14 protein-coding genes are annotated in these 17647 nt (G+C 67.0%); 6 read left to right on the top strand and 8 right to left on the bottom strand.

What is annotated here, in order from left to right; genetic code table 11:
• Positions 1–13: 13 nt before the first annotated feature.
• The 7 genes from C8J46_RS06905 to C8J46_RS06875 form a co-directional block, all read right to left on the bottom strand.
• Positions 14–523 (bottom strand): MaoC family dehydratase, encoded by a 510-nt coding sequence (locus C8J46_RS06905; RefSeq protein WP_132736639.1) that lies wholly within the window; start codon positions 521–523, stop codon positions 14–16.
• A gap of 77 nt (positions 524–600) precedes the next feature.
• On the bottom strand, positions 601–2148 hold the full coding sequence (locus C8J46_RS06900) for a porin (RefSeq protein ID WP_132736635.1): 1548 nt from the start codon (positions 2146–2148) through the stop codon (positions 601–603).
• 161 nt (positions 2149–2309) lie between these two features.
• Positions 2310–3221, bottom strand: coding sequence for an acyl-CoA thioesterase II (locus C8J46_RS06895; protein ID WP_132736632.1), 912 nt, complete (start codon positions 3219–3221; stop codon positions 2310–2312).
• A 43-nt stretch (positions 3222–3264) separates the two neighbouring features.
• A complete protein-coding gene (locus C8J46_RS06890) occupies positions 3265–4356 on the bottom strand; it encodes an FUSC family protein (protein WP_132736629.1) in 1092 nt (363 codons plus the stop codon).
• A gap of 101 nt (positions 4357–4457) precedes the next feature.
• Positions 4458–4796: a hypothetical protein gene (locus C8J46_RS06885; protein ID WP_132736626.1), complete on the bottom strand. Its 339-nt coding sequence runs from the start codon at positions 4794–4796 to the stop codon at positions 4458–4460.
• Between the two features lie 90 nt (positions 4797–4886).
• Entirely contained in the window at positions 4887–6374 is a 1488-nt protein-coding gene (glpK, locus tag C8J46_RS06880; RefSeq protein WP_132736623.1) for a glycerol kinase GlpK, read from the bottom strand.
• A gap of 49 nt (positions 6375–6423) precedes the next feature.
• Positions 6424–7230: an MIP/aquaporin family protein gene (locus C8J46_RS06875; RefSeq protein WP_132736620.1), complete on the bottom strand. Its 807-nt coding sequence runs from the start codon at positions 7228–7230 to the stop codon at positions 6424–6426.
• 244 nt (positions 7231–7474) lie between these two features.
• Here C8J46_RS06875 and C8J46_RS06870 point away from each other — a divergent pair, with 244 nt between their 5' ends.
• From C8J46_RS06870 to C8J46_RS06850, 5 genes are all read left to right on the top strand, one after another.
• On the top strand, positions 7475–8554 hold the full coding sequence (locus C8J46_RS06870; protein ID WP_165886473.1) for a helix-turn-helix domain-containing protein: 1080 nt from the start codon (positions 7475–7477) through the stop codon (positions 8552–8554).
• Positions 8555–8677: 123 nt separating this feature from the next.
• Positions 8678–9769, top strand: a complete 1092-nt coding sequence (locus tag C8J46_RS06865) for an efflux RND transporter periplasmic adaptor subunit (RefSeq protein ID WP_132736615.1) — start codon at positions 8678–8680, stop codon at positions 9767–9769.
• A 3-nt stretch (positions 9770–9772) separates the two neighbouring features.
• Entirely contained in the window at positions 9773–12823 is a 3051-nt protein-coding gene (locus tag C8J46_RS06860) for an efflux RND transporter permease subunit (protein ID WP_132736612.1), read from the top strand.
• Positions 12816–14234, top strand: coding sequence for an efflux transporter outer membrane subunit (locus C8J46_RS06855; protein WP_132736609.1), 1419 nt, complete (start codon positions 12816–12818; stop codon positions 14232–14234). The genes C8J46_RS06860 and C8J46_RS06855 overlap by 8 nt, the downstream gene beginning before the upstream one ends.
• Positions 14235–14275: 41 nt before the next feature.
• Positions 14276–15127 (top strand): MipA/OmpV family protein, encoded by an 852-nt coding sequence (locus C8J46_RS06850; protein WP_132736606.1) that lies wholly within the window; start codon positions 14276–14278, stop codon positions 15125–15127.
• Between the two features lie 118 nt (positions 15128–15245).
• Here C8J46_RS06850 and C8J46_RS06845 read toward each other — a convergent pair whose 3' ends face one another.
• Entirely contained in the window at positions 15246–16202 is a 957-nt protein-coding gene (locus tag C8J46_RS06845) for a bifunctional methionine sulfoxide reductase B/A protein (protein ID WP_132736586.1), read from the bottom strand.
• Positions 16203–16428: 226 nt separating this feature from the next.
• Between C8J46_RS06845 and C8J46_RS06840 the strand changes: the two genes are divergently transcribed.
• A complete protein-coding gene (locus C8J46_RS06840; protein ID WP_132736583.1) occupies positions 16429–17607 on the top strand; it encodes an aspartyl/asparaginyl beta-hydroxylase domain-containing protein in 1179 nt (392 codons plus the stop codon).
• The last annotated feature ends 40 nt before the right edge of the window (positions 17608–17647 follow it).

Raw genomic sequence — 17647 nt, 5'->3', positions numbered from 1 at the left:
TCGTTCGGTCGGGCTATTTGTCGTCGGGAGATTCGCCGCGCTTGTAGACCAGCGAGTTGCGCGTGAACTCCATGATCTGCTTGGCGTCCTGGTTGAACGCGCGGGTGCGAGTCGTGACGATCCCCTGCGTCGGCCGCGACTTGGAGTCGCGGATCTCGAGCACTTCGGTTTCCGCGGTCAGCGTGTCGCCGCCGAATACCGGATGGGTCAGCTTGATCTCGGTCCAGCCGAGATTGGCGGGCGACTTGCCGCTCACGTCGTTGACGGTCATGCCGAGCACGATCGCCAGCGTCAGCCCGCTATTGACCAGCAGCCGCCCGAATTCGCTCTTGGCAGCATATTGCGCATCGCAGTGCATCGGGTGTGCGTTCATCGTCATCAACGAGAACTGGATATTGTCCGCGTCGGTGATCGTCCGCCCGGGGCGATGCTCGTAAATGTCGCCGACGACGAAATCCTCGAGATAGCGGCCATAGCTCGCGCGGTAACGCTGTTCGCCAACCTTGATAGCCGAAAGGCTCATACATCCTCCTTATCGCTTTGTACGGACATTATCGAACTTATGGTACGCTGGCAAGTCGATGCGAGCGGCGCTTGGCGTCAGAACGCCACTTCGGCCCTTGCCGCGAACGTGTCGCCGCTATCGCGCCCGACGAAACTCCCCGTCCGGTTGTCGGTACGGAAATGGGTATAGTCCGCCATGAACCGGAAATTGTTGGTCAGCGACCAGTTCAGCCCGAGTGTGCCCGCGGTACCGGTGCCGCCGAGCGGGAGGCTCGAACTGTCGAGATCCTCGTAGCGCACCACCGCCTCCAGCGCGCCCCAGCCGCCATCGAGCACCGAGTTCAGCACGTTCGGCGCGACATAGGTGCCGCTGCGCGAGGCATAGGTCGGCGTCTCGCCGGTGATCCAGAAGCCACCATTGACCGACAGGGCCTTGATCTTGCCGCTGCGGAAGGTCGAGGTCGGGCCGCCGTGCACGGTCCGCTGACCATATTCGCCGAACGCGTAGAACCGCCCGAGCGTGCCGCCGAGTTCGAGCCCGAACGCCTTCGATCCGTCAGCGCCGGTCAGCGCCGCGGACTCGACACGGACGCTGTTGTTGAGCGCCCCCGCCATGCCCTGCGCGAACGTGGTCGCCAGCGTGGTGTCGGGGATGTTCTCGCTATACGCCCAGCCGCCGATGTGGATCAGGCCATGCTTGGTGAGGATCGGGTTCCAGTGCGCACGGCCTAGGAACATGCGGTTGTCGCTGCGCGTGAAATCGCTGTCGATCGCATCGCCGTGCACGCCGAAGCTCGCATGCCAGTTCTTGCCGCCCGCGCGGCCGACCGCGCCCATCAGGAAGACCTTGCCGCCCTGTGTCGCGAGCGCGGTGGTGTTGATGTTGGTCGTGATGAACGGATTGGCGGTCGACGCGGTGCCGATGTCGATGCCGCGATCGGTGATGAGATTGCCGAACCGGACGTCGGCGTCGGTCTTGCCGAACTTCTGGCGATAACCGACGAACGCCTGCACGACCTCGGTCGCGTTGCGGCGGAAATCGGTCTCGAACTGGTAGAACAGGTGATCGCCGATCGTGCCGATCGCGCCGACGCGGAACTGGCGCAGCGTCGAAACGGTGATGTTGCGACGGTCGAAATCCGACCCGCCGGTCGAGGAGATATCCGCCAACAACCGCCCGCGCATCTTGAAGGTGAACTTCCCGTCGCGACTGCTGAACACCGGCGCACCCCGGCTCCAGTCGACCGCCAGATCGGCGGGTAGCGCGACCCCGCCGGCGTTCACGACCTGTGCGTTGCCGACCGGCACGGGAGCTATCTTCGCGCCGGGATCGGCCGTCTGGTTGGCGACCTGCACGCGCGTCGGCGGCAGTACCGGGGCTGCCGTTGGCGGGGCTGTCAGTGGCGGGGCCGCTGGTGACGGGGCATTCGCAGCAAGCGCACGGCCTGCTTTCGCCTTGGCATTGGCGATCAGCGTATCGGCACGCTCGCGGCTGACCAGCTTGTTCTCGACCATCTCGTCGATCAGCGCCAGCATCGTCTGGTACGACGGATCGGTATCGAGCGGAGACGCGGTCTGCGCCCGGGCTACCGATGGCAGTACCGCGAGCAACGCGCACAGCGATACGGCGTACGAATGACGCATACAGACATCCTCTCGAGATCGGGATCGTCCGTCTTCCGCGGCGCGACATCCTGGGACCAGCTTCACTGGCGCGAGATAGTATTAATGTCCGTACAAACGCGCTGTCAACATGGATTTCCGCGTTGAGATGATTCAGCGCGGATCGATCGGGGCCGAGTTGGTCAGGGCATATGCGGGATCGTGGTGCGCGGCGCGACGTCGGGTCGCATCCGGATCAACCCTTCCTGCGTGACATGCGCGGCTGCCCGCCCGTCGCGGCTATGGAACACGCCGCGCGCGATGCCGCGACCATGCCCGGACCACGGGCTCTCGCTGCTGTACAGGAGCCAGTCGTCGAGCGGCACGTCCTCGTGGAACCACATCGCGTGATCGAGACTCGCGGTCTGCATGCTGTGCTCGAACATGGTTACGCCGTGCGGGATCAGCGACGCACTGAGCAGCGCGTAGTCCGATAGATAGGCGAGCACGCCCCGGCGCATCGCGGAATCGGTCGGTGCGCTGCCCCGGAACCGGATCCAGACATGGGATACGGGCGTGCCGGGCTCGGTCTGCAGGAACGCGGGCACGCCGCAGGGCCGGATATCGAAGGCGGACGGCTGGCCGAGGAACGCGACGGCTTCCGCCGAGATACCCGCATAGTCGCCAGCGAGGACGTCGAGCGAGCGCAGTTCCTCCGGCGGCGGCAGATCGGGCATCGCGACCGCATGCTCCAGCCCGGCTTCCGGCCGCTGGAACGACGCAGCCAGCGTTAGGATCGTCGCGCCGTTCTGGCTTGCAGTGACGCGGCGGTTGGCGAACGACTTGCCGTCGAAGTCGCGCTCGACCCGGAAGATGATCGGTTGCGTCTCGGTGCCGGCGCGCAGGAAATAGGCGTGCATGCTGTGCGCCACGGCGGGTGCGTCGACCGAACGCTGCGCCGCCATCAGCGCCTGTGCCACGACCTGCCCGCCGAAGACGCGCGCGGTTGCGCCGGGTCGCTGCGGTCCGCGGAACAGGTCGGTATCGAGCGGTTCGAGGTCGAGCAGCGCGACCAGTTCGGCGGCGAGGTCGGGCGTCGATAGGGTGTCGGTCATCGCCGCCCGTACCGCGCGCGCGGCCAGCGTCAAAGCCGCGCGGTCAGCTTGGGTCGGCAGCGAGCACCTTTGTCGGCGCGATCTCGTCGACGCGACCGGCGAGGTCGAGCAGGTCGCGGTGGAGCCGACCCGCGGCGAAGGCGAGCCCGAATACGCGGCCCGATGCGTCGAAATCCAGGGTCGCCGCGGCGTCGCTCCGACGGAATAGATCGAGCGCGGTACCGAACATCCGATAACAGGCTTCGACGTCGCCCCGATCGACCTTGCCGCGCATGCGTAGCGCCTCCGAACACCGGGCTGCCAGCGCGGCATGCGCGGTCAGCATCGCCGCCGACGACTTGGCGAGCGCTGCCATCGCCACCGGCGGCAGCGGCTCGTCGAGCGCGCGACCGCTCAGCACGAGGTCGTTGCGGATCCGCCAGAGCGTGCGCGGGACGGCGGCGGGGATACCGTGATCGGCGAGACGCGAGGCCCGCTCGCGGTCGGCATCCTTCATCGCCAGCTCGACCGCGGCCAGCGCATGACGCAGCGCGGCGTGTTCGGGGGACGAGGGCAGCGCCAGCCCGGTGGTCAGCGCGTCGGCCTGCGCGCGCAGCATCCGTTCGATATGGCTGAGCACGGCCAGCGTGCGTGCGATCACCACGCCGTGCGAGCGTGCCGGCAGGATCAGCATCGCCGCCAGCACGCCGATCATGCCGCCCAGGCCGATCTCGATGATGCGATCCCGGACGAAGATCTCCACCGAAGAGCCCGGCGGCGCGCTGAGCAACATGATCGCGGCGGTGACCGGCGCGATCCGCAACCGCGGCCGGACCGACGCAACGAGCGCCGCGATGCCAGTAACGGTGACGAGTACCAGCCCGAGTTCGAGCGTATCGGTTCGCCCGAGCGCCGCGCCGATGCCGCCCAGCACCGCGCCCAGCAAGGTCCCCAGCAACCGATCGGTCGCTGCGCCGAGCGTTCCCCCGATCGACGCCTGCATCACGATCAATACGGTGAAGACCGCCCAATAGCCTTCGTGCAGGCCGAGCGTCTTGTACGCCGCGAACGCCGCCGCGGTCGCGACGATCACCCGAACCGTCTGACGCAGGCTGTCCGCATTCACCTCGATCAACGCGCTGGGCCGGAACTCCAATGGCAGTATGTTTCCCTTCGGTCGTCGTAACAACCTCGTCTTATCAGGCGGGGTCTATCGGCGCGACGCCTCGCGCGTACGCTACGGCGTCGAAACGACCGTCAGCGCTGTTTCTTTGTCGTGGTCGCGGTGAAGTCTGGATCCTTGTTCGCTACCCAATCGACGAACTTGCGCACCGCGCCGTTCGCGAGGAGGCTTTCGACATCCATCGCGTGGCGCTGCAGTTCGGAATTGGTGAAATTGGCAGTCAGCGTCTGTTGGCAGATCGGATGCATCGGAACGACATCGCGACCGCCCCGGCTCTTGGGAACGGGATGATGCCAGACGATGATCTTGCCGGTAGGCCTGCCACACAGCCAGCAGGGGATCGGGGCGGCCGGAGCCTCCTCGCCGCGCTCCCCATCGTCATAGGGGCCGTGTCTTGAATGCTTGCGCGCCATGTGTTCACCAAATGCCTGATCCCGCTATCGCCTTTAGCGGTCGAGCGGGGATTTTACAGCGCAGTCGACCAAGCCTCGCGGTGTGACCGGTCAGGACTTTGCCCTGGAACTGGTCCGGTCGACCGCGTCCTGCCACCCGTGCATCAGCGTTGTCCGCGCCTCGCCGGTCATTGTTGGGTTGAACACGCGGTCTTCCTGCCAGGCGGCGGCGATATCGTCGGGGCCGTTCCAGATTCCCACCGCCATGCCGGCGAGAAACGCTGCCCCGGCCGCCGTCGTCTCGATGTTTGCGGGCCGGACCACGTCGGTGGCAAGCATGTCGGCGAGGAACTGGCAGAACCAATCGTTTGCCGCCATCCCGCCATCGACGCGGATCTGGCGGGCATCGCGCGCGCCATCCGCGACCATCGCGTTCATCAGGTCGGCGGTCTGGTAGGCGACCGATTCCAGCGCGGCGCGGGCGATGTGCGACCCGGTCGCGGCGAAGGTGAGACCGGTGATGCTCGCGCGCGCGTCGGGGTCCCAGTGCGGTGCGCCCAGACCGACGAACGCGGGCACCATGTAGACGCCGCCATTGCCGTCGAGCTTGGTCGCCATGTCGTTGGTATCGGCTGCCTGATTGATCAGGCCCAGTCCGTCGCGCAACCACTTCACCGCCGCCCCTGCGACGAAGATCGAGCCCTCCAGCGCATAGGTGATCTCGCCGTCGAGCTGATAGGCGATGGTGGTGAGCATGCCGTTTTTGCTCGTGACAGCCTCCTTGCCGGTATTGAGCAGCACGAAGCAGCCGGTGCCGTAGGTCGACTTTGCATCGCCACGCTGGAAGCAAGCCTGGCCGACGACGGCCGCTTGCTGGTCGCCCGCCATCCCGCCAATCGGGACGGACGTCCCGAGCAGGTCCGGCGTGGTTTCGCCGAAGATCGTGCTGTTGTTCTTGACCTCGGGCAGCAGGCTTTCGGGAATGTCGAGCATCCGCAGCATGTCCGGGTCCCAAGCGCCCTTATGGATGTCGAACAGCAAGGTGCGCGAGGCGTTGGACGCATCGGTCGCGTGGACCTTGCCGCCGGTCAGCCGCCACAGCAGGAAGCTGTCGATCGTCCCGAAGGCGAGTTCGCCGCGGTTGGCGCGGTCGTGGACGCCGTCGACCGTGTCGAGGATCCATTTGAGCTTCGTGCCCGAGAAATACGGGTCGAGGATCAGCCCGGTCCGCGCGCACACGAGCGGTTCGTTACCGTCGGCCTTCAGGTGCGCGCAGAGCTTGGCGGTGCGGCGGTCCTGCCAGACGATCGCGTTGTGGACGGGCTCGCCGGTCTTGCGGTCCCAGACGACCACCGTCTCGCGCTGGTTGGTGATACCGATCGCGGCGACCTTGCCGCCGTCTGCCTCGGCCGCCTGCTTGAGCGTCGCGACGGTATCGCGCCAGATGTCCTCGGGGTCGTGCTCGACCCAGCCGGACTGCGGATAATGCTGGGCGAATTCCCGGCGTACCGTCTGGCGCGGCACGCCGTCGCTGCCGAACGTCATGCTGCGGGTCGAAGTCGTACCCTGATCGATGGCCAGGATGATGGTGTCGGTCACGCTTCACTCTCCTTCGGTCGTGTCGGCGGGCGTCGAAACGGCGCGCTCGTCATTGGGGCCCTGCGATGGGCGTGTCGCGTGGCAGGAACGGCCGGATCAACAGATGTTGCGCGCCGCCGCCGATTGTTGCGCCAATCAACGGCCCGGCAATCGGCGCCCACCAATAGTTGCCCACGCCCGGAAACGCGGATGCGTCCCATCCCATCAACCAGGCAAAGGTACGCGGTCCGAGATCGCGCGCGGGGTTGATCGCCCAGGCTTCCAGATACCCCATCGATGCGCCGATCACCGCGACGAGCAGGCCGATCACGATGGCGCCGAAGTTCGCTTGTGGTGCCATCGTGTTGAACTCGTCGGTGATCGCGAAGATGCCGAAGACGAGGATCGCCGTGAGGATGATCTCGTCGATAAAGCCCTTCATCGTCGTCACCGCGACACCCGGCGCGGTGAAGAATACGCCGGCTGCACCGCCACCGGCGCGGGTCATGTGCTGCGTCGCGTTGAAGTGATCGATGACGTTGTAATAGAGCGCATAGACCAGCGCCGCGCCGAGGAACGCGCCGACGAGCTGCGCGCACCAATAGGGCAGGACCTTCCTCCAGGGAAAACCGCGGTAAAGCGCGAGTGCCAGCGTCACGCCCGGATTGGCATGCGTCCCCGAGACCGCGCCGGTGACGTAGATCGAGATCGACACCGCCATCCCCCAGGTCATGCAGACTCCCCAATAGGCGGTCTTGTACGGACTGGGATCGTAGAGCGTGTACATCGCGGCGACCGACAGACCGAACGTCATCACGATGAAGATCGCGATCGCCTCCGAGATCAACTCGCCGAGATACGCCTTGCCAGGGGTCATCGACTTGGGCCGATCGGTCGTTGCCGGCGCGATACGGTTCGTCCTGCCTGCTCGATGGGCATCCTGTGCTCCTTCTTGAACGCCGACCCTTTGGGTGCTGGTCTTTGGACCCTCTTTTACCGGTACCGATACCGTTGTCGACCGGCGGTGCCGGTGGCTCCCGTTCGATGCACCGTTTCCGCAGGTACCGGCCTTACCAACGGTCCTGCTAGACATGCCGGCAGCATCATGGTTTCCGCCGGTAATGATCGACCTTCTCTCTCCCGCGTCAGACGCGATCGCTCAGCTGGACACGCTGTTCCGCGGCGGAGCGATCGGGCTGTTGCTGCTGGCGGTGGTGGTATTTGCTCGCGCCCCGGCATCGTTGCCGAGCCGGTTCGGGCTGGCGCTGACTCTGTGCACGGTGGTCGGTACGCTGGCGGGGTTGCCGCACACGCCGACCGCGTTCGATCCGCTGCTCGATCTGAGTTCGAGCGCGGCGATCCCGCTGTTCTGGCTGTTCGCGCGCGCGTGGTTCGACGATGCGTTTCGCGCCAAACCGATCGATCTGGTGCTGGCGGCGGCGTTCCTATGTTGCACGACGTACGCCAGCCTGCAGGGCCGTGGACTGGCCGCGCCAATCGAGGGGCTGGACGTCCTGATTTACGCGGCGGGCATGGCGTTTGCGATCCATGCGCAGTGGCTGGCGTGGCGCAACCGGCAGGGCGATCTGGTCGAGGCACGGCGGCAGGCCCGGTCGATCTTCGTCGTGTCGATCGGGCTGATCATCCTGTGGCTGCTTGGGAGCGAGATCGTTGGCCGTGCGACGGGCGAGCTCGCGGTGTCGGGAATGGCTTCCGCTGCCGGGCTGTTCATGGGGGCGTTCGTGATCACCGCGCTGCTGTTCGGGTTGCGCCACCCGGAGATTTTTCCGATTGCGGTTGCAGGCCCCGTTGGTGGCGAGGTGCCGGTGACCGCCCCGGTTCCCGAACCGCTCGATGCGACGCTTGAGCACGCGCTCGCCCGGATGATGACCGAAGACCGGGCCTATCGCGACCCCGATCTGACGATCGGCGGAATCGCCGCGCGCGTCGACACACCAGAATATCGCGTGCGGCGGCACATCAACGGCGGGCTCGGCTATCGCAACGTCAGCGACTATCTCAACGAACACCGCATTGCCGAAGTCCGCAGCGCGCTCGCCGACCCGACACAGGCGGACGTGCCGATCCTAACGATCGCGATGGATGCGGGGTTCGGCAGCCTCGTGATGTTCAACCGCGTGTTCAAGGACCGCCTCGGCGAAACCCCGAGCGCGTTTCGACGGCGGCATCTCGAAGGCTAGCCAAGCCGTTTTACAGGCGTGCAGACCGGTCGTTTTTAAAAACGACTGGTCGGTTTCGAGGATCGGCAGGCTAGGATCGGCCCGGACCTTCAGGGCGACCGCGTTCACCAACGGGACGCGACGATGCCGAAGACTTTCCACTCGACGACCGAGCTCATTGCGGCCGGTCTAACCCTGCTAGCGTGCGCTGGCTGTTCCTCCGAACCGGTCGTATCGCCCAAATCCGACGCCACGCTGGTCGATGTTGTCACGATTCATCACGCCGGCGGCCAGACCGCGACGTTCGACGGCGTGCTGCGCCCGCGCCGCGATATCGCGCTTGGGCTCAAGACCGGCGGACGCCTGCTCGCGCTGAGCGTGCAGATCGGCGATCACGTCCGCGCCGGGCAGGTCTTCGCCCGCCTGTCACGCGCCGAAGCGATCGCCGATACCAGGCAGGCCCGCGCCGAACTCGCCGCCGCGACCGCCGAAGCGACGCGAGCCGATGACGCGGCACGACGCGCGACTGGGCTCGACGGGATCGGTGCGCTTTCGGCCGCCGAGGTCCGCGACCGTGCACTGACTGCCAGCGCTGCGACGGCCAAGCGCGACGCAGCGCGCGCGGCGTTCGAGCACAGCCGCGCCACGCTCGCCGACGCGGTGCTGGTCGCGCCCGAGGACGGCGTCGTCACGGAGCGCGCCGTCGACTCCGGCACCGTGGTCGACGCGGGCAGCGTCGTCGTCCGGCTGGCCGCAGGCGCTCCCGAAATCGAGGTGCGCCTGCCCGAACGCATCCGGTTGACCAACGGCGCGATGGCGGATGCGAGCTTCTGGTCCGCGCCCGACACGATCGTGGAGGCACGGCTGCGGCTGGTCGGGCCGGCGGCGGACGGCACGCTCCGGTTGCGGACCGCGCGTTTCAGCGTGCTCGGCGACGTTTCGCATATCCCGTTCAACAGTTCGGCGACGGTCACGCTGCGGATCCCCGATCCCAAGGCGATGATCCGCGTGCCGCTGACCGCGCTCGGCGCGCAGGGCAGACAGCCGCATGTCTGGTCTTTGTCGACGGTTGGCGACCGCGTCCACCGCCAGCCGGTGCACCTCGTCGAACTACGCGGCGACGACGCGATCGTCTCCGGCCTACCCGATGGCCAGCGGATCGTCGCGAGCGGCGGCGACACGCTGTCGGAAGGGCAGCGCGTCGTGATGGCCGGCCTCGTCTCGGGCGGCAATTGAGCAATGGACCGCTTCAACTTGTCACGCTGGGCGATCCGTCACCCCGCGCTCGTCGGCTTCCTGATCGCGTTGCTGTTCGCCGCCGGTACCGCGCAGTTCTTCGCGCTCGGCCGCGACGAGGATCCGACCTTCACGCTGAAGGAAATGATCGTCGCTGCGTCCTGGCCCGGCGCGACGCCCTCGCAGATGCGCGCGCAGGTCGCCGATCCGATCGAACGCCGGCTGCGCGCGACCGAGGATCTCGATTTCCTCCAGACCTATTGCGTCGATGGGCGCTGCGCGATCCGCGTATCGCTGAAGGATGGCGCGCCGAAGGACCGCGTGCCGGTGATCTGGCAACAGGTCCGCAAGCAGCTGACGGATCTCGAGCCGGGGCTTCCCGCGGGGGCGACGGTTGCCGCCGATGACGACTATGCCGACGTCTACGGCTATGTTTTCACGCTGACCGGTGCGGACAATGCACGGCTGGTGGCGTTGGCCGAGCAGGCGCGCGACGCGGTGCTGCGCGTGCCCGGCGCGGGCAAGGTGCAGATCACTGGCGAGGTGCCGCGCCGGCTGTTCGTCGATGTCGACTCTCGCCGGCTTGCCGCCATGGGACTGTCGCCCGACGCAGTCGTGCAGGCGCTGGCGAAGCGCAGCAGCGTCGCGCCGGCGGGCGTGGTCGAGCGGTCGATGCGCGTCCCAATGCGGATCGGTGGTGCGGTCGACGGCGTCGATACGGTGGAGAATACCACCGTCGCCGGCGCGGACGGGACGATCAGGGTCGGCGACATCGGCACGGTCAGCAACGGCTATGCCGATCCCCCGGACGGTCTGGTCCGCCACGCGGCCAAGCCCGCGGTGGTGCTGGCGATCGCGATGGCGCCGGGGGCCGACGGGCTCGGTTTCGGCAAGCAATTGTCGGAAGCTGCCGCCGCGTTCGGCCGGACTCTGCCCGCGGGCGTGACGATGACGCAGGTTCAGGACCAGAGCCAGAATATCCGCGAGGCGGTCGACGCGTTCCTGATCAAGTTCTTCTGCGCGCTGACGGTCGTTCTGCTGGTCGCGTTTGTCACGCTGGGCTGGCGGACCGGCGTGGTCGTCGCGCTATCGGTGCCGCTGACGCTCGCGATCGTCGCATTGTTCATGGGGACGAGCGGGATCGGGCTCGAGCGGATCTCGCTCGGCGCGCTGATCCTGTCGCTCGGGCTGCTGGTCGACGATGCAATCATCAGCGTCGAGGCGATGGTGGTCCAGCTCGAAAAGGGCGCGAGCCGGGCCGATGCCGCCGCCTATGCCTGGACGCACACCGCGTTTCCCATGCTGACGGGGACGCTGCTGACGATCGTCGGCTTCCTGCCCGTCGGGTTCGCGCAATCGACGACGAGCGAATATGCCGGCGGCATCTTCTGGGTGACCGGCTCGGCGCTGCTCGTGAGCTGGGTCGTCGCGGTCGTGTTCACGCCGTATCTGGGCGTGCGGCTGCTGCCTGAGGCTCGCACACACCACGATGCGGACGCGATGTACGATACGCCGGTGTACCGGCGGCTGCGCAAGCTGGTCGATGCGTGCATGGCGCGGCGCAAGACCGTGGTCGCGCTCACGGCGGCGCTGCTGGCGGCAAGCCTGGCGGGCGCAATGCTGGTCCGCCAGCAATTCTTCCCGATCTCCGACCGCCCCGAAATCATCGTCGACGTCAGCCTGCGGCCCGGCGCGTCGCTGTCCGCCACCTCGGCGGCGGTGAAGCGGATCGAGGCGAGCATCGCGAAGGACCGCGATATTGCACAGGTAGACAGCTATATCGGCCAGGGCGCGCCGCGTTTCTATCTCCCCTACGGCCCCTCGCTGCCCGACCCGGCGACCGCGACGATGGTACTGGTCGCGCCCGACCTGCGCGCACGTGAACGTGTCATCGCGCGGCTGCTCGCAAACCACGCGTCGCCCGAGGCGAAGCTCCACGTCCGTCGCCTGTCGCTCGGGCCGAGCGCCGGTTTCCCGGTGCAATACCGCGTGATCGGACCCGATCCGGAGATTTTGCGGACCATCGCCGCGCGGTTGGAAGCGGTGCTACGCACGACGCCCGGCACGACCGCGGTCCAGGCGGATTGGGGGACGCCGTCGGTCGCGGTGCGGCTCGACCTCGACCCCGATCGGGTCGCGCGGCTCGGGCTCGATCGGGCGCGGCTGGCGGGCGAGGTCGCGACGATGCTGTCGGGCCAGCCGGCCGGTGACGTGCTCCGCGGGACCAAACGGATCGGCATCGTCGTGCGCGGCATGGCAGCGGATCGCAGCGATCCGGGGCGGCTCGCCGACATGGCGGTGAGCACGCCCGGCGGTCCGGTCCCGCTCGATCAGGTCGCGCGGATCGGCGCGATTACGGAGCAGCCGATCGTCTGGACGCGCAACGGCGCGCTTTGCATTACCGTGCAGGCGGACATGATCGGCGACGTTCAGGCCGGCGAAGTCGTCGACGCCGCCGCCGCGCGCGTCGCCGCGATCGCGACATCGCTGCCCGCCGGCTACCGGATCGAGGACGGCGGCGACGGCGAGCTCTCCGTCAAGGCGAACGATGCGATCTATGCGCTGGTGCCGATCACCTTCGCGGTGATGCTTCTGCTGCTGATGATCCAGTTGCAGAGCATCGGCCGGACGCTTCTGGTGCTGGCGACCGCACCACTTGGGGTGATCGGCGCGGTGGTGGCGCTGGTGCTGACCGGCGCGCCGTTCGGGTTCGTCGCGCTGCTCGGGCTGATCGCGCTCGCCGGAATGATCATGCGCAATTCGATCATCCTGGTCGATCAGGTGACGCATAACCAAGCCGAGGGCATGGATCTGCATGCGGCGATCGTCGCCGCGACGATCGGTCGCTCGCGGCCGGTCGTGCTGACCGCGCTGGCGGCAGTGCTCGCGTTCATTCCGCTCTGCTTCAACATCTTCTGGGGCCCGATGGCGATCGTGATGATCGGCGGGCTGATCGGCGCGACGATCCTCACGCTGGTCGCCCTCCCCGCGCTCTACGCGCTCGCCTTCGATCGCACATCCGGCCTTCCGAAGAAGGACCACGACAATGCATGATCAGAAACGCTCGTGGGCGCCGCTGCTGCTCGCCGTCGCGCTGGCGAGCTGTACGGTTGGCCCGAACTTTGCGCCGCCCGCAGCGATCCTGCCGCCGGTCTGGCAGAGTGCGGCCCCGGTCTCGGCTAGCACCGATGCGCGCTGGTGGCGCAGCTTCGACGATCCGGTGCTCGACGCGCTGGAGGCACGCGCAGGTTCGGCCAACCTCGATATCGCCGCAGTGATCGAACGAATCACCGCCGTGCGGATCGAGCGCGGCCAGGCTCGTGCTGCCGGTGCGCCGCAGGTCGAGGGTCAGGCCGGGTACAGCCGCGAGCGCATCGGCACCGCGGGTATCGCCTCGGTGACGCAGACGCTGCTCGGCGTCACCCCGACGACGACCCCGCCCAAGGGCGTCGACTTCGATCTCTACAGCGCGGGCGTCGGCGCGAGTTGGGAACTCGATCTCTGGGGCAGCCATCGTCGCCACGCCGAAGCGGCGCAGGCCTCGGTCGAGGCCATCGAAGCCGCCGCACGCGGCGTGCGCCTGTCGGTCGAGGCCGAGGTCGCGCGCACCTATTTTCAACTGCGCGGCCTGTCGGACGAGCGCCGCATCGCACAGGACGGGGTCGCACTCGCCGAGCGCAACGCCACGATCACGCGCGCGCTGCTGACCCGCGGTCTCGCCACCCCGATCGATGTCGCGGCGACCGAGGAGAAGTTACGGGCGCTGCACGGCGATATCGTCGAGCTCGACCACCAGGCGGCCACGACACAGCGCGCGCTGGCGATACTGGTCGGTGGCACGCCCGATACCGCCCCGTTCGATCGCACGACGCTGCGGCCGCAAAGCCCGCTTCCGGCGGCGGCGGTGCGCGTGCCCTCCGAGGTTGCCCGCACACGTCCCGACATCGTCGAAGCCGAAGCAAGGCTTCACGCAGCAACCGCGCAGATCGGAGTCGCGCACGCCGATTTCTATCCCAAGATCAGCCTGACTGGCCTGTTCGATATCGACGTGCTGAACCTCGCCGATTTCGGCTGGAACGCGCGCAGCACGAGCATCGGGCCGAGCCTGTCTCTCCCGATCTTCTCCGGCGGCCGATTGCAGCGGCAACTCGACCTGCGCCGCTCGGAGGAACGCAGCGCCGCGCTCGCGTACCGCCAGACCGTTCTCAACGCCTGGCGTGAAGTCGACGACGCGCTGTCGGCGAGCCGCGCCGCCGCTGACCGCACCAGCCTGTTCGACCGCGACCTCGCGTCGCGTCGCCGGACGGTGGCGATGGTCGAGGCCCGCTACGCCCGCGGCGACATAGCGGCCTCGCCGCTGCTCGACGCCCGCCAAGCGGCTTTGTCCGCGGAGTTGGCCATCGTTCGCCAGCGCGTCGCCACCGCGCTCGCGCACATCCAGCTCCACCGCGCGCTCGGCGGCTGACCGCTCGCCGCGCCGATTACATTTCAACCAAGGACCTTCTCATGCCCTATATCCGAACTCTGTCGCTCATCCTCGGCAGCACATTGGCGGCGTTCACCACGCTACCCGCCCATGCGCAGGACGCACCCGCCGATCCGTACCGCGATACCGTGACCGTCGGTGTCGGGGTCGCAGCACTCCCCGATTACGAAGGCTCGAACGACTATCGGATCACCCCCGCACCCGCCGCGATCGGGGCGATCAAGGGCTATGGCTTCGTCCTGGCCGGCAACCAGTTGAGCGTCGATCTGATCAAGAACGCGCCGGGCCCGGTCTGGGACGTGCAAGCCGGACCGATCGCGCAGCTCAACTTCAACCGCAGCACGCTCGGCAGCATCGACGACCGCCGCGTCCGCGCACTCGGCAAGCTTGGCGTCGCGGTCGAACTCGGCGGCTATGTCGGTCTCGGCAAGACCGGCGTGCTGACCAGCCCGTACGACACGCTGTCGGTCACGCTCGGCTATCGCCACGACGTCAGCGGCGTTCACGACAGCGGCATCTGGAGCCCCGGCATCACCTATGTCACGCCGCTGTCGCGCAAGGCCGCGATCGGCCTGTTCGCCTCCGCCGACATCGTCGAACGCGGCTATGCGCATACCAATTACGGCGTGTCCGCAGCGCAGAGCGCGACAAGTGGACTCCCCGTCTACACGGCCCGGGGTGGGCTCAAGAACTGGACGCTCGGCTCGGTCGGCAGCTATTCGCTCACCGGCGACCTGCTGCACGGCGTCAAGCTGGTCGCCGGCGGCACCTATGGTCGCATGGAAGGCTCGATAGCCCGCAGCCCGCTCGTCGCCATCGCCGGATCGTGCGACCAGTGGCTAGGGACGCTAGGGCTCGCCTATACGTTTTGAGGATATCAACCCGGTAGCCTTGGCGAACCCGCGACGAGCGCTCATTGCGACATGGACACCGCCATCCCTGGCAATCATGACGCTGTCGGCATGGCGTCGCGACGTAAACTGACGTGACTTACGCCGCTTCGGCGCGCCGCGGCAGCTTCCAGTTCGGGCGGACGAAATGGCAGGTATAGCCATTCGGCTTGCGCTCGAGATAGTCCTGATGCTCGGGCTCGGCCTCCCAGAAATCGCCCACCGGCGAGAGTTCGGTCACGACCTTGCCGGGCCATAGCCCCGACGCCTCGACATCGGCGATCGTATCCTGCGCCACCGCCTTCTGGGCGTCGTCGGTATAGAAGATCGCGGACCGGTAGCTGGCACCGCGATCATTGCCCTGCCGGTTGACCGTGGTCGGATCGTGGATCTGGAAGAAGAATTCGAGCAGCGTCCGGAAGTCGGTGCGCGCCGCATCGAAGACGATCTCGATCGCCTCGGCATGGTTGCCGTGATGGCGATACGTCGCATTGGCGACCTCCCCGCCGGAAAAGCCGACACGCGTCGAGACGACACCGGGCAACGCACGGATCAGATCCTGCATGCCCCAGAAGCATCCGCCGGCAAGAACCGCACGCTCGGTTTTGGCCGGCACATCGTCGACCTGATCGAGATACGCGGCATAGCCTTTGGCGGCCATCTCGCCCCGCGGGACGAACTGCAGTGCCGCCGAATTGATGCAGTAGCGCAAGCCACCGCGACTGCGCGGGCCGTCCTTGAAGACATGGCCGAGATGACTGTCGCCATGCGCCGAGCGCACCTCGGTACGGGGGATCAGCATCGACCAGTCGCGTTTGGCCGTGACGTTGGCGGGCTCGATCGGTCGGGTGAAGCTGGGCCAGCCGCAACCGGATTCATATTTGTCGGTGCTGGCGAACAACGGCTCGCCCGACACGACGTCGACATAGATCCCCGCGTCCTTCATGTGCAGGAGCGCGCCGGAACCGGGGCGCTCGGTCGCATTCTCCTGCGTGACCCGGTATTGTTCCGGCGTCAGCGCGGCGACGGCGTCTTCTGTCTTGCGATAGCTGGTCATGGCGGCACTCCGTTGACCAGGATGTGGTGTGCCGTGGCGGCGCTGTCGAGGTGCGGACGGCGACCGTGGGCAGCGGCGTTCGTCGAACCGGGGTCACCGCCCAAGCGGTCGGTTCGCGGTCCGGCCTTGCCAAGTCGCCCTCGAGTCGCATCGATCGCGGTTCGGATCGCGATAGTCCTCACGCGACCGAACCGCTACGGTGCTGCCAACCATAAAACGAGCCGCCATGCCCCTGACCAAGATCCAAGCCGAAACCCTCGCTCGCGAGGGCATGGCGGCGCTCCGCAACGGTAATGCGGCAAGGGCGTATGACACTTTGCTGCTCTTGAAGGATGGCGCGCCCGGGGTTCCGGCACCGTGGTTCCTGATTGCGCAAGCCGCGCAGGCGCTCGGACGGGACGTCGAGGCGGATGACGCGCTCGTGAAGTTTCTCGGTACCGAACCTCGTCATCTGGCCGCGCTGTTGACGATGGCCGCGCTCAAGGTTCGGCGCGGCGACGATCGCGCCGCGCAATCGTTCTACCGCACCGCGCTCAACGTTGCGGCGCAACCAGGGACGGCGATCCCGCCGATGCTGGTCCCGATGTTGCGGACCGGCGAAAGCTTCCTGGCAGAAGTCGCAAAACGGTTCACCGCGCATCTCGATCAGATCCTCGCCGGAACGCGTCGCGGGGGAGGGGGGCACAGCCCGCGAACGCAGCAGGCGCTCGACCTTCTAGCGGGACGGACCGAACTCTATCTGCAACAGCCATCGATGTTCTATTTTCCCGGGCTGGCGCAGCGCGCGTTCTTCGAGCGTGAGGAGTTCGGCTGGGTTGCGAGGATCGAGGCTGCGACCGCCGCAATATGTGGCGAGCTTGACCGGGCACTTGCAACCGACCGCGGCTTTGTTCCCTATGTGCAGTCCACGCCCGACCGTCCTGCGCCAGCGAACCCGTTGCTCGACGATCCGAGTTGGAGCGCATTCCAGCTGTGGCAAAATGGCGTGCCGGTCGAACCCAACGCGTCCGCGTGCCCGCAGACAATGGCAGCATTGGCGCACGCGCCGATCCCGGTGATCGCAGGACGTTCGCCAATGGCGATCTTCTCGCAGCTCAAGCCCGGTACGCATATTCGCCCGCATCATGGCATGCTCAACACGCGCCTTATCTGTCACCTCCCGCTGATCGCGCCCGAGGGGTGCGGACTGCGGGTCGGTGCCGAAACTCGGCACTGGCGCAAGGGCGAGATGCTGATCTTCGATGATTCATTCGAACATGAGGCCTGGAATCGCGGCCAGGGGGCGCGCGTCGTGTTGTTGTTCGAAGTCTGGCGTCCCGAGTTGACGCTCGACGAGCGCGCGGCATTGACCGACATCTTCGAGGCGATCGATACGTATCAAGGCGCGGCTGTCGATACTGGCTGATGTACGGGATAAGGGACCAATTCCCCGGCATAGGTCTCTC

Origin of the sequence: Sphingomonas sp. PP-F2F-A104-K0414 (assembly GCF_004340945.1) — a bacterium.
GTDB lineage: Bacteria > Pseudomonadota > Alphaproteobacteria > Sphingomonadales > Sphingomonadaceae > Sphingomonas.
The sequence above is the reverse complement of the archived record's forward strand: the minus strand, read 5'-3'. Positions and strand labels throughout refer to the sequence as shown.